Source organism: Pseudomonas sp. HLS-6 (genome assembly GCF_002753995.1).
Lineage (GTDB): Bacteria > Pseudomonadota > Gammaproteobacteria > Pseudomonadales > Pseudomonadaceae > Aquipseudomonas > Aquipseudomonas defluvii.
The window spans coordinates 170,598-183,599 of record NZ_CP024478.1 but is presented as its reverse complement, the minus strand read 5'-3'; the positions used below and the strand labels follow the sequence as shown (position 1 = coordinate 183,599).

Sequence of the window (13,002 nt, the reverse complement as noted above, 5' to 3'; positions counted from 1 at the left end):
TGCATGAGCGTGCATCAGGTCAGCGACCTCAATAGCGTTGCCAGCACCGAAGGGCTCATACTGCTGGAGAGCCTGGAACGGATCACCATCAAGGGCAAGGGCACCAGCGCTGATTCACACCGTGTGATATTGGGCGGCGGCCTTGCTCAGGGTTTCAGCAATCTGCTGGCGCAGGCCGATCGGCTGCTCGACGATCAAGCCATCGCCCTGGCTCAACAACCACCAGCGCAACTGCCAGCTATTGCTGACCGTCGCCCTCAGAAGATGCCCATGTGCCAACGGGGCCAGGCTCATGTCCGCCGACAGCGGCGTTTCACGCACCAAGCGCGCCAAACTGTCGCTCACCCAGGCTTGCAGCTCGATTTTATCGGTCTGCCCGAATTGCAGGGCATCGCTGCGCAGGTAAACCTGCAGGTCGAAATCCTCGAGGCCTTCGGTGGCACTGCTGAGAATACTGACCTTGCGAAAGCGATGAACCGCAAACTGGCGAATATCACTATAGGGATCCGCTCGGGCAATCAGGTAGCTGACCTGACCGCGCTGAATCAACGCCAACGGGTTGAGAGTCATCTCGCTGAGTTTGTCGTTATGTGCCGAGTAGTACTGGCACTTCAACTGATACTCCTCCAGCAATGCCTTCTGCACCGTTTCCAGAATGCTGTCGGGCACCTCGGGCGCTTGCATGTTCATGTCGGGGCGAACGCTGGCGACTTTGTCCAGCCAGCGCGCAGCCTTGTTCGCACCGGACAAGTGCTCAAGTTTTTGCCGAGCATGACTGAAGCGCGCATCAAGCACCTTGAGCATGCTCCCCGGTAGCAGTGGCCGTACCGCTTCCTCGACCAACGCCAGGCTCAAGGCTTCGCTGATGCTCAAGCCGCGCAGTTCGACACAGGCGTTTGCCGCCCAATGCCACCCATAGGGAATACTCTTGTCGTTGCGCTCCAGTGGAAAGATCAACGACAGTTCGTTGAGGTCTCGCTCGATACTGCGCTTGCTGATGGTGAAGCCTGCGTCCTGCAATCGGGCGACCAACTCTGCGCTAGTGATGCCGGGGGAACGGCTGGGTAGCTGGCGCAAAAGTTCCCATTGGCGGCTGAGTGTGGCGCGGGTGGTAGCAGAGGGCAAAAGGGTGCGTCCTTGTCTAGACTTGCGCACTAGCATGGCGCCCGCCAACGGATATGGCAAATGGCCATTTATTCAACCAGATCAAGGAAGAGCTGTTGAATCGCTTCACGATGATTGTTCGCGACAGGTTTTGTCGTTGCCTTGCGCAGAATCACATCCCATCACCCCCGCTCTCGGTACTGCGGGTGGTTCAATGAGGATGAACATGTCTGCTGTCAGCAATATCTATCCCTTGCTAGAGCGCCTGTTGCCCACGCGCATCACGCCAGCCCCCGGACGTACCGGCCACTTGTCGCGCCTCTATGCCGGGGTTGGCATGCCCAGCCAACGTGCCGCGCTGGGTGACAGTTTCAGCCTGATAAACAGCCTTGATGAGGCCGCCGACCTGCAGGCGGTGTATACCGACCTGCGCAACCAGGCGCTGGAGGGCAGCATCTCGGCACTCAATGACCTCGGCTGGATCTGGCTCAATGGCAAGTACTGGCGAGCGGATCCGACACTGGCCGGCCACCTGTTGCGCATGGCCGCTTTGCAGGGCAATGCGACAGCATGGTTCAACCTGGCCCAGCAACATTACTTCGGCAAAGGCGTGATGGTGAGCTACGCCTGTGCAGCCGAGTACTACCAGCATGCCTTCGAGCGTGGTTTGGACCATGCTGCAGCGGCACTCGGCGACCTTTACGAGGAAGAGGTCTGCGATACCCATGTGCAGGAGTGGCAAGTCGACCTGCAGCGCGCCTACAAGTGGTTCATGCGCGGAGCCGAACGCGGCGATGCACGCTGCCGTTTTGAAATCGGTTATCGGTTGCTGCATGGCCAACAGGTCGAGACTGACACCAAGGCTGCCTTGTACTGGCTGGAACTCGCCGCAGTCGCCAAGGTGGTACAGGCTGCGGAGGAACTGGCCGTCCATTTCAGCCTGTCGAACGACACCTTGCGCTACCTGTTCTGGCGCGATCAGGCCATTGGCCTGGGCAGCCCCTTGGCGTTGAGCATGAAGCTGGAGGACCAGGTGCGCTCCTGAAACCATTGAGCAAGCGCCTCTTGACGTCGGGGGTGGTGGTCGAAGTATATTGATAGTTAGCAAACTATGAATATCCGCGTGACCGCCCTCCAATGAATCTCGACGCACTGCAACTCAACATCAGCAGCGGTATGGTGGCAGCCGGCCGGCACTGGCGACGGATCTGCCAGGCCACTCTGGCTGGTTACGGTATCTCCGAAGCCTGCGCGGTGCCGCTGCTATTGATCGTGCGCCTGGGCGACGGCGTTCATCAGGTCAAGGTCGCCCAGGCGGCCGGACTGGAAAGCCCCTCCCTGGTGAGGCTGCTCGACCAACTGTGCAGCGCGGGCTTCGTCTGCCGTAGCGAAGATCCCCTCGACCGCCGCGCCAAAGCCTTGAGCCTGACCACCAGTGGCCGAGCCTTGGCCGAAGCCATCGAGGGAGAACTGGTTCGCTTGCGCCGGGAGGTACTGGCGGATCTTCCGGCAGCGGATCTTGAAGCGACTCTGCGGGTATTAAGGGCCTTTGAAGAGGCGGCACAGCGCGCCTCGGGGCAAACCACATGAGTACTTTTTTCAACTCAATGCCGCCTGCGCGCGACTGGTTCTACGGGGTACGAACCTTCGCCGCCTCGATGATCGCACTGTATATCGCCCTGCTCATGCAATTGCCACGGCCCTACTGGGCCATGGCAACGGTTTATATCGTATCCAGCCCATTCGTCGGGCCAACCAGCTCAAAAGCCCTGTACCGGGCCATGGGTACTCTGCTCGGCGCGGCCGGGGCCGTCTTTCTGGTACCCCTGTTGGTACAGGCGCCGGTGCTGCTGACGATCGCCATCGCGCTGTGGACCGGAACCCTGCTCTTCCTTTCCATGCACCTGCGCACCGCTAACAGCTACACCCTGATGCTGGCCGGCTACACCCTGCCAATGATTGCCCTGCCTGTGGTCGACAACCCGCTGGCCGTATTCGATATCGCGTCCTCACGGGCCCAGGAGATTTGCCTGGGCATAGTCTGCGCGGCGGTGGTCGGGGCAGTGTTCTGGCCGCGCCGACTGGCCCCTGTAGTGGTGGGCACGACCAGCAACTGGTTCAATGAAGCCCGTCGGTACAGTGACACGTTCCTCGCCCGGCAGGCCTCGACCGAAACCGTCAGCACCTTGCGCGCCTCGATGGTCGCGACCTTCAACTCGCTGGAAATGATGATCGGCCAACTGGCCCATGAGGGCGCACGCCCACAAACCGTAAAGAACGCCCGCGAGCTGCGTGGTCGCATGATTCACCTGCTACCAGTACTCGACGCACTGGACGACGCACTGCTGGCACTTGAGAAACGCGCCCCGGCGCAGGCTGAACACCTTCAAGCCGTGCTGTTGGAGGCCCGCGACTGGCTGCAAGCCACCGCCGAATCAGCCTCACCAGCACGCTGGTCAGCCTTGCGCACCCGGCTGGAAAACCTGCAACCCGACGCCGCAGCGCTGGACGAGCGGCCCATGCTACTGCTTTCCAATGCCTTGTATCGTCTCACCGAATGGGTCGATCTGTGGCAAGACTGCTGCACGCTGCAACAGGCCATTCGGACCGAGGACCTCTCGCCTTGGCACGCCGTTTATCGACACTGGCGGTTGGGCCGGCTGACACCGTTTTTTGACCGCGGCCTGATGCTCTACTCGGTGTTCTCGACCGTGACCGCGATCATTGCCGCCACGACGTTGTGGATCCTGCTGGGCTGGAACGATGGCGCCAGCGCAGTCATTCTGGCAGCGGTTGCCTGCAGCTTCTTCGCCGCCATGGACGACCCGGCACCACAGATTTATCGGTTTTTCTTCTGGACCACCCTGTCGGTGGTGTTTGCCAGCCTTTACCTGTTTCTGGTGCTGCCCAACCTGCATGACTTCCCGATGCTGGTACTGGCCTTCGCGATCCCGTTCATTTGCGTCGGCACCCTGACCGTCCAGCCGCGCTTCTACCTGGGCACCTTGCTGACCATCGTCAACACGGCCTCGTTCATCAGCATCCAAGGGGCCTACGACGCCGACTTTCTGACCTTCATCAATGCCAACCTTGCGGGCCCCGCTGGCCTGTTGTTCGCCTTCATCTGGACCCTGGTGATGCGCCCGTTCGGTGTCGAGCACGCCGCCCGGCGGCTAACGCGGTTTAGCTGGCACGACATCGTCGGCATGACCCTTCCGGCCACCTTGGCCGAGCACCGCAGGCTGGGCGTGCAAATGCTCGACCGCCTGATGCAGCACCTGCCACGCCTCGGCCAGACCGGACAGGACACCAGCGGTGCCCTGCGTGACTTGCGGGTTGGCCTGAACCTGCTCGACCTGCTGGCCTATATGCCCCGTGCTTCAGCCCAGGCTCGAGCGCAACTTGAACAGGTCGTCACCGAAGTGGGCGCGCATTTCCAGGCCTGCCTGGACGCTCGCCGTCGCCTGCACCCGCCTGAACTGTTGCTGACCAGCATGGAGCGCGCTCGCCAGGCGCTTAACGTGCAGAGCATGGCCGAACACGCCGATGCCCGTCTGCATTTGCTGCATGCCTTGAGCGGTTTGCGTCTGGCCTTGCTGCCAGGCGTGGAAGTCATGCTTGATCCCGCTGCAAACCCACCTCAATTGCCCTATGGCATCGACGGAGCGCCCCTGTGATCGGTGACCTGGATATCAGCGGGGTTTTCCTGCCCACGCTGCTCGTGATGATGCTGGGAACATACCTGCTGTTTCTCGGCCTGCATGCCGTGCTGACACGCATGCATTTCTATCGCCTGGTCTGGCACCGGGCGTTGTTTAACGTCGCCCTCTACGCCGTACTGCTCGGTACGGTAGATCATTTTTTTCGAAGCCTGATGCTGCCATGAAGAAACCTCTATTGACCCTGGGACGCATGGTCCTGACGCTGTTGGTTGTGACGCTGGCGACCGTACTGGTCTGGCAGATGGTGCTGTATTACATGTTCGCGCCCTGGACCCGTGATGGGCACATCCGCGCCGACGTGATCCAGATCGCGCCTGACGTGTCCGGGCTGATCCAGGAGGTCAGCGTGCGTGACAACCAGGTGATCAAGCGTGGCGATGTGCTATTCACCATTGATCAGGACCGCTTCCGCCTGGCCTTGCGCCAGGCCCAGGCCACCCTGGCAGAGCGCAAGGAAACCCTGGCCCAGGCGCAACGTGAGGCCAAGCGTAATCGAGGGTTGGGCAACCTGGTCGCCCAAGAGCAACTGGAAGAGAGCCAGTCACGCGAAGCCCGGGCGCAGTCGGCTATGGCCGAGGCCCAGGTAGCAGTCGATGCGGCGCAGCTCAACCTCGACCGCTCGGTACTGCGCAGCCCGGTGGACGGTTACCTCAACGACCGGGCCCCGCGCGTAAACGAGTTCGTCAGTGCCGGTCGCCCTGTGCTGTCGGTTGTGGACAGCAATTCTTACCACGTCGACGGCTACTTCGAAGAAACCAAGCTTTCCGGCATCAAGGTTGGCCAGGCAGTGGACATTCGCGTCATGGGTGACAACACACGGCTGCGCGGCCATGTACTGAGCATCGCCGCCGGTATCGAAGACCGCGACCGCAGCAGTGGTGCGAACCTGCTGCCCAACGTCAACCCTGCATTCAGTTGGGTACGCCTGGCCCAGCGCATCCCCGTACGCATCGCCTTCGATCAGGTGCCGGATGATTTCCGCATGATCGCCGGGCGCACGGCCACAGTGTCCATCATCGAGGGCAGCGGTCAATGAAGCGGTTGGCATTGCTGAGCATCAGCCTGGTGCTATCGGCCTGCCAGATGGTCGGCCCGGATTACCGTCTGCCCAAGGACGCAGCGGTCAACCGCAGTGACCTGCAAGGCGCGTTGCGCAACGATGCGAACAGCGTGGTCTCCGCACCAGTGCCCGGCAACTGGTGGCAGCTGTATCGCGATGATCGCCTTGACCACCTGGTGCGCGACGCCCTGGCTGCCAACACCGAGCTGCGCGTAGCTGCCGCGAACATCGCCCGGGCCCGCGCCCAGGTCGAGGAAGCACAGGCTCAGGGCGGCTTTCACGCCGGAACGAAACTCGGCGCCCAGCGCCTGCAAGAATCCGGCGAGGCGTTCCTGCTGCCGGAAAAAGTGCCCGTGGCCAATATTGGCGAAGCGATCCTTAGTGCGTCCTACCAGTTCGACCTATGGGGCACCCTCAAGCGCGGTGTAGAAGCAGCCCAGGCCAATGCCGACGCGACCCAGGCCGCCGCTGATACGGCACGAATCACGGTGGTCGCCGACGTAGTGCGCGCCTATACCCAAGTGTGTGCCGCCAACGAAGAGCTGCACATCGCCCAGACCTCACTGGACCTGCAGGAGCAAAGCCTGAGCCTGACCCAACGCCTGCGCGATGCCGGGCGTGGCGACGAAACCCAGGTCACGCGCTCGCAGACCCAGTTCAAATCCCTGCGCGCCGAACTGCCGCGCTATCAGGCAGCACGCGAAGCCGGTCTGTTTACCCTGTCGATGCTGCTGGCCAAGCCTGTCGACCAGCTACCGGCCGGCACCGCAACCTGTGCCGAACTGCCCCACATCGCCCAGTTGTTGCCCGTAGGTGATGGGGCCGCGCTGCTCAAGCGACGCCCTGATGTACGCCAGGCCGAGCGTGGCCTCGCGGCCGCCACCGCCACCATCGGGATCGCCACCGGCCAGCTGTATCCGGACATCAGCATTGGCGCTCAAGTTGGCACCATCGGTATTCTGGAAAACCTCGGTACGCCGGCAACCAACCGCTGGGGTTTTGGTCCGCTGTTGACCTGGAACGTACCGACCAACGGTACTCGGGCACGTATCCGCGAAGCCGAGGCCTCGACCCAAGCGGCCCTGGCACGCTTTGACGGCGTGGTGCTCAACGCCATCCGCGAAACCCAGACCAGCCTTGCCCAGTACAGCGCCCTGCTGGAGCGGCGTGATGCCTTGGCAGAGGCCGAACGCTCGGCGCAATTGGCTGCAGATCAAACGCATCGTTTCTATCAGGCCGGTCGCGCGTCGTTCCTTGCCGACCTGCAGGCGACCCGCACTTACACGGATATGCGCGCCCAACTGGCGGCTGCCAACACTCAGGTCGCCTTGGGGCAGATCGGGTTGTTCCTCGCGCTGGGTGGGGGCTGGGAAGGCACTGGCGATGCACGCGCCGCGCAACCCTCGGCAGCACACTGATGCCCTCAGGTTTTATCCATCATTCCCTTGAACAGCTCCAACGGCAGCGGGAAGACGATGGTCGATGACTTGTCCCCGGCAATGCTGCCAAGGGTCTGCATATAGCGCAGTTGCATGGCGCCGGACTGGCGCCCCAGCATTTCGGCAGCCTGCATGAGTTTCTCTGACGCCTGCAACTCGCCTTCAGCATGAATCACCTTGGCCCGTCGCTCACGCTCGGCTTCGGCTTGACGGGCTATGGCGCGAATCATCGACTCATTCAGGTCGACATGCTTGATCTCGACGTTTGCCACCTTGATGCCCCAGGCATCGGTCTGGGCATCAAGCACCTGACGGATGTCCAGGTTGAGTCGCTCGCGTTCAGCCAGCAGTTCGTCCAGTTCATGCTTGCCCAGTACCGCACGCAAGGTGGTCTGGGCCAGTTGGCTGGTAGCGGCGAAGTAGTCCTCGACCTGAATGATTGCCTTTTGAGCATCCAGCACACGGAAGTAGAGCACCGCATTGACCTTGACCGAGACGTTGTCGCGGGTGATCACATCCTGGGGCGGTACGTCGTGAACCACGGTTCGCAAATCGACCCTGACCATCTGTTGCACGCCCGGAATCAGCAGAATCAGCCCCGGCCCTTTGACCTGCCAGAACCGGCCCAACTGAAACACGACGCCGCGTTCGTACTCGCGCAGAATGCGAAAGGCTGAAAACAACAGCAGCATGATCAACCCAAACAGCGCAGCAAAACCCAGTTGCAGGAACATGCTCACTCTCCTTGCGCCGGTTGTTCGGCGGCAGCACTAACCTCCAGCAGCACGCCGTTGCGTGCCACCACCCGAACCCGCTGCCCGGCGTGCAAAGGCGTCTGGCACTGTGCCTGCCACTGCTCGCCCTGGGCCTGTACACAGCCCATACAAGGGTCTGTGGCCTGCACGTCGGTGACCCTCACCACGCTACCCACAAGGCCGGCATCTCCACTGACCAGTGCACGCCTTCTGGCCCTGAGCGCCATACCGATCAACCCGCTCAACAACAACGCTGCGAACAGGGCCAACCCCAGTATCAGAGGCAAGGGAATGCCAAAGCCGGGCACATCGGTGTCCATCAGAATGACAGCGCCCGCCACAAACGCGGCAATACCCCCAAAGCCGATGACCCCAAAGCTGGGCAAGAACGCTTCTGCAATCATGAATGCCAGCCCCAGCATGATCAGGCCAACGCCGGCATAGTTCACCGGCAACAACTGCAACGCGTACAAACCCAACAACAGGCAGATGCCACCCACCACGCCGCCTACACCGGAACCCGGGTTCATGAACTCGAACATCAGCCCGTAGACACCGACGGTGATCAGCACCAGCGCCACACTGGGGCTGGTGATGACCGCCAGCAGTCGGGTACGCCACTCGGGTTGGCGCTCAATCAGCGGCGCCTGGGTGGTCTGCAACACGACGGCCTGGCCTGCAGCCTCAAGGCTCTTGCCATCGAGTTGGCGCAACAGGTCTGGCACATCAGTGGCCACACGATCGATCACCTTTAGCCGCAACGCTTCGCTGGCGGGCAGACTGACCGCATCACGGACGGCCTTTTCCGCCCACTCGACATTCCGCCCGCGCAATTGCGCCAGGCTGCGAATGTAAGCGGCGGCATCATTGATCTGTTTGTGGAGCAGGGTGTCGCCAGGATCTAAGGGCGCCTTCTTGTCGCTACTGGGGGCAGCGGGCGGCGCGCCCGGTGCGCCGCCAATCTGCACCGGTGTGGCCGCACCAAGATTGGTTCCCGGGGCCATCGCCGCGACATGGCTGGCATAGAGAATGTAGGTACCCGCGCTAGCCGCCCGAGCCCCACTGGGCGAAACAAAGGTGGCCACCGGTACCGGGCTGGCGAGGATCGCCTTGATAATGGTACGCATCGAGCTGTCCAGGCCACCCGGGGTGTCCAGCTCAATCACAACCAGTTGAGCACTCAATGCCTGAGCCTGGGCCAGCCCCCTCACCAGATAGTCGGCAGAAGCCGGACCAATGGCATCGTCTACACGCAAGAGCAGCACCGGGCTACCAGGCGCACTCTGCCCCCTCGACATAACGACGAGCATCAGCAGCAGAAGCATGCGCCACCAGCGGCGAGCGTTCACCCGGTCACACCTGGCTTATATGTGTGAATTAAGTTTAGTCCGGCAACCCACAACAGCACCGCCTAAACTTTCCACAGGGGGACAAACTAACCGAGGCCTGTAATGGCATAACGCCTGGACTGGGCCTGGAGGTGCATCATGCGTATGGCAAGAACCGTGCAGCAGCGCCTGGACACGGCCGGCTGCGATTACGACATCGTTCCTCACCCACACTCAGCGACCAGCCTTGAGTCTGCACGCACTGCAGGTGTCCCCGCCGAGCGGGTCGCCAAATCAGTCATGCTCGACGACCGTCACGGGCACTACCTGATGGCTGTACTACCGGCCAACCGTCATCTGGACATGAGCAAGGTGCGCGCCACCGGCCCTTGGCAACTGACCCGAGAAAGTGGCCTGCCACACCTGTTCGGCGACTGTGAGCGCGGCGCCATTCCAGCGTTGGGCGATGCCTACGAAATCAAAATGCTGCTCGACCCGACGTTGACCCGTCAGGGCGATATCTACCTGGAAGCAGGCAACCACGATTATCTGGTTCACATGAGCATGGATCAGTACCTGAAACTGGTGCCAAAGGCCGAAGTGCGCGAGGTCTGCTGATGATCTCCAACCCACCGCCAGGCGGGCACTGTCATTAGTCTGCCTGGCCCAAGGAGCGAACCATGGAATCAACTACCCATAGCCTTCCCTCACTGTTCAAACAATTGGGCTTGGCTGACGATGCGCTGAGCATTGACCAGTTCATTACCAGCCACTCCCCCCTGAAATCCGATATAGCGCTCGCAGATGCGCTGTTCTGGACAGCGTCGCAACGCGATTTTTTGCGCGATGAAATCCTTGAGGACGCCGACTGGGCCGAAGTGATCGACCAGCTCAGTCTGGCACTGCGAAAAATGCGCTGAGCGGCAACGGATATCGGCGAGTGGCGTTGCTATGCTCAAAACAACAACACGGGGACAGCGCCAATGAAAGATCCCTATGCACCCGGCTTCTGGTGCGCGGTAACCGCCTTGGTATTGCTCACCGCCGGTTATTTCTATGGCATACGCGACGCTTACGAACTGGCAGAGGCCGAACTGTTCCTGTTCGGCGCCGCTGCCGTGATCGCGGCAATGGCACTGACGTCATTGGCCTGGACCTCCTGGCAGCAGTTGAAAACGCGCAAGCGCCAATTGGCTCAGGGCCGCACACTGGTTGCCATCTGGAACACCAAGGTGGCGCTGCGCCGCGTCGAGACCGTCTTTGACCGCTATTTCTGGGGCAGCTATTGGCAACCCGGACGGACCTTTCAGGAGGTCATGGGCGAACTGGAGGGCACGCCACTGGAGCAAAGCCTGGAAGCCTTGAAACGCCAGTGCCGCGAGCTTGACCAGGAAATCCAGGACTCCCGTTGGCACTGGCTGAACAATGCTCGGGAGCTCTCCAGTGTGGCCACCGCGATGGCCCGCGAGCGCTATCAACTGGACCTGTGCGATTCACAGCAAAGTGCGGGACGGGGTGCGGCAGTACTCAACCGCGACCTGGAAGTGCTGGTGTACACCTGGTCAGCGCGCCTGCGCAGCTTTGATCACCAACTCGATGAGCTGGAAGGCGAGTACCGTTAGCGTACTCGCCCCGCCGCGGTACTACTTCCAGGGTGCCGGTTCGCCGACCAATTGCCCCTGAATACCCTGAATGGCCATTTCACGCAGCACATTGAGCTCACCTTCGGTTTCAACGCGCTCGGCAATCAACGGCAAGTCGATACTGTGTGCTGCGCGCTGGATCGCCTCGATGAACAGGCGCTTGTGCTGTTCCTGATCAATGGCGCGAATATAGCTGCCGTCGATTTTCAGGTAGGCCAACCCCAGATTCGCAAGGTTGCCGATCATGCTGAAGCGCCCGCCAAAGCGCTGCAGGCTCAGGCTGAAACCCAGACTGCGAAGGCGTCGGGTCAATTGCTCCAGCACGGACTGCTCGGGAAGCTGCTCTTCCCCGATTTCTAGCGTCAGACGTTGGCCCAGTGCCGGATACTGCCCCAACAATTCATAGACCCGTTGCAAGGCCTTTGGATCAGCCAGGGTTGCCGCCGACAGGTTCAGCGCCAAGGCGTAGCCGTGGTCGCCCATTTGCTTGAGCACGAGCTCCAACATCAACAGGTCGAGCCTCGCCGACCAGCCAAAGCGCTCCAGCCAGGGCAAAAAGCGACCGGCAGCGATGGTTTGACCCTGAGCGTCGAGCAAGCGCGACAACACTTTGTAGTGCAGTACACGCTCAAGGTCTTCCGACGCCACAACCGGTTGGAAGAACAACTGGAAACGCCCCTGACTCAAAGCATCATCCAGCAAGGTATGCCAACCATGATGGGTATCACCTGTTTGCGGCGCAGTACCCTGTTCAAGGCACACCCAACTCGGCTCAACCTGGGCCTCGGCGCGAGCCAGGGCCTCATCAGCCAATTTCAACAGTGCCTGCGGGTCATCACCCGGGCTGTAAGGCGCAAGGCCGATACAGGCCACCGTGCTCACGTCGGTCGCACCGGTCGCACTAAGGCTCTGCAACGTGACCTCAAGCGCCTGCGCCAACTGCACGGCCTCTTCATGCACCATGCCCGGCGCCAGCACGGCGAACTCGCCGCCGCGGCTGCGGGTAATCAGGTTGTTGGTTTCCGGGTAATTGGCACAGGCACGTTTCAGCTGCTGCCCGACCGCTTGCAGCAACTGATCAGTCCGTTGCCCACCCAAACGCTGGTTGAGCCCCGCCAGATCCTTGACCCTCAGCAACAGCAGGTAGCCCGCTCGCGCCTCTTCCAGGTTACTGACCTTGGCGTTGAGTTGCATCTCGAAATAGCGGCGGTTGGCCAGCCCGGTGAGACTGTCCTGGTATGACTCAATCCGCAGTTTCTCGCTGCGCTCGGTCTGCTCCAGAAACAGCGCCTTGAGCTTATCGACCATCTGGTTCATTGCCTGGACAACGCGACGCAGTTCAGGTGTACGCGGCAGTTCGGGCAAGCTCAGGAACTCTCGCCGTGCAATGGCTTGGGACTGGGCAACCATATAGTCCAACGGCTTGAGTTGGCGACGTAACAACATCGCGCCCAACAATGCACTCAGCGCACCACAGAGCAGCAGCCAACCCAGGCTACCCAATGCACTCTGCCAGAGCTTGGCCAGGGCAAACATCGGGTGACTGACCACCTCGACACGCGCCGCCTGCTGCCAACCCCGGCTGACGATCGCATCGCCGCCCGCAGCCTCCAGGCCTATGAGACGGATGAACCAGCGTGGCACGCTGCCAGCTTCCGGCTCGGCATGGCGCTCAACCAACAGGGCGTCAGAGGTCAGGTCTACTACCCGGATGCTGGAATAGTAACCACTGTCGAATATCGAGCTGACCATCAACTCGACCATTGCCGGGTCATCAATGTTCGGTGTCAGCGACAATGCCAACGCCGTCGCCGCATCCTGGGCATGCGAGCGCAGTTGGTTGACGTACTGACTGCGCGAGCTTTCCAGACTAACCATGAAACTGCCGGTGAAGGCGACCACCAGGAACAGGCAGATGGCAAGCAACAATTGTTTGAACAGTGACATCTAC

Annotated in this window: 13 protein-coding genes; 9 read left to right on the top strand and 4 right to left on the bottom strand. The window is 61.2% G+C overall.

Annotated features, from left to right (window positions below; genetic code table 11):
* Positions 1-114 precede the first annotated feature (114 nt).
* Positions 115-1,125 (bottom strand): YafY family protein, encoded by a 1,011-nt coding sequence (locus CS390_RS00865; RefSeq protein ID WP_065761710.1) that lies wholly within the window; start codon positions 1,123-1,125, stop codon positions 115-117.
* Between the two features lie 205 nt (positions 1,126-1,330).
* Between CS390_RS00865 and CS390_RS00860 the strand changes: the two genes are divergently transcribed.
* From CS390_RS00860 to CS390_RS00835, 6 genes are all read left to right on the top strand, one after another.
* A complete protein-coding gene (locus tag CS390_RS00860; protein WP_065761711.1) occupies positions 1,331-2,149 on the top strand; it encodes a tetratricopeptide repeat protein in 819 nt (272 codons plus the stop codon).
* Positions 2,150-2,241: 92 nt separating this feature from the next.
* The gene (locus tag CS390_RS00855) at positions 2,242-2,694 is read left to right on the top strand and encodes a MarR family winged helix-turn-helix transcriptional regulator (RefSeq protein WP_065761712.1); all 453 of its coding nucleotides are present in this window, start codon (positions 2,242-2,244) and stop codon (positions 2,692-2,694) included.
* Positions 2,691-4,781: an FUSC family protein gene (locus CS390_RS00850; protein WP_099773260.1), complete on the top strand. Its 2,091-nt coding sequence runs from the start codon at positions 2,691-2,693 to the stop codon at positions 4,779-4,781. The genes CS390_RS00855 and CS390_RS00850 overlap by 4 nt, the downstream gene beginning before the upstream one ends.
* Complete coding sequence (locus tag CS390_RS00845) at positions 4,778-4,990, top strand: DUF1656 domain-containing protein (RefSeq protein ID WP_099773259.1); 213 nt, start codon at positions 4,778-4,780, stop codon at positions 4,988-4,990. The genes CS390_RS00850 and CS390_RS00845 overlap by 4 nt, the downstream gene beginning before the upstream one ends.
* The gene (locus tag CS390_RS00840) at positions 4,987-5,862 is read left to right on the top strand and encodes an HlyD family secretion protein (RefSeq protein ID WP_065761861.1); all 876 of its coding nucleotides are present in this window, start codon (positions 4,987-4,989) and stop codon (positions 5,860-5,862) included. The genes CS390_RS00845 and CS390_RS00840 overlap by 4 nt, the downstream gene beginning before the upstream one ends.
* On the top strand, positions 5,859-7,304 hold the full coding sequence (locus CS390_RS00835) for an efflux transporter outer membrane subunit (RefSeq protein ID WP_065761860.1): 1,446 nt from the start codon (positions 5,859-5,861) through the stop codon (positions 7,302-7,304). Before CS390_RS00840 ends, CS390_RS00835 begins: the two co-directional genes overlap by 4 nt.
* A gap of 5 nt (positions 7,305-7,309) precedes the next feature.
* Here CS390_RS00835 and CS390_RS00830 read toward each other — a convergent pair whose 3' ends face one another.
* Both CS390_RS00830 and CS390_RS00825 read right to left on the bottom strand, forming a co-directional pair.
* Positions 7,310-8,059 carry a slipin family protein gene (locus tag CS390_RS00830; protein ID WP_065761859.1) on the bottom strand — a complete coding sequence of 250 codons (750 nt, stop codon included), beginning with the start codon at positions 8,057-8,059 and terminating at the stop codon, positions 7,310-7,312.
* 2 nt (positions 8,060-8,061) lie between these two features.
* Positions 8,062-9,429, bottom strand: a complete 1,368-nt coding sequence (locus tag CS390_RS00825) for a nodulation protein NfeD (protein ID WP_099773258.1) — start codon at positions 9,427-9,429, stop codon at positions 8,062-8,064.
* 138 nt (positions 9,430-9,567) lie between these two features.
* Between CS390_RS00825 and CS390_RS00820 the strand changes: the two genes are divergently transcribed.
* The 3 genes from CS390_RS00820 (at position 9,568) to CS390_RS00810 (ending at position 11,030) form a co-directional block, all read left to right on the top strand.
* Positions 9,568-10,026: an aminoacyl-tRNA deacylase gene (locus CS390_RS00820; protein WP_065761603.1), complete on the top strand. Its 459-nt coding sequence runs from the start codon at positions 9,568-9,570 to the stop codon at positions 10,024-10,026.
* Positions 10,027-10,088: 62 nt separating this feature from the next.
* The gene (locus CS390_RS00815) at positions 10,089-10,328 is read left to right on the top strand and encodes a DUF2789 domain-containing protein (protein WP_065761602.1); all 240 of its coding nucleotides are present in this window, start codon (positions 10,089-10,091) and stop codon (positions 10,326-10,328) included.
* A 63-nt stretch (positions 10,329-10,391) separates the two neighbouring features.
* A complete protein-coding gene (locus CS390_RS00810) occupies positions 10,392-11,030 on the top strand; it encodes an NADH:ubiquinone oxidoreductase subunit N (RefSeq protein WP_099773257.1) in 639 nt (212 codons plus the stop codon).
* 21 nt (positions 11,031-11,051) lie between these two features.
* Here CS390_RS00810 and lapD read toward each other — a convergent pair whose 3' ends face one another.
* Positions 11,052-12,998, bottom strand: a complete 1,947-nt coding sequence (lapD, locus tag CS390_RS00805) for a cyclic di-GMP receptor LapD (protein WP_099773256.1) — start codon at positions 12,996-12,998, stop codon at positions 11,052-11,054.
* Positions 12,999-13,002 lie beyond the last annotated feature (4 nt).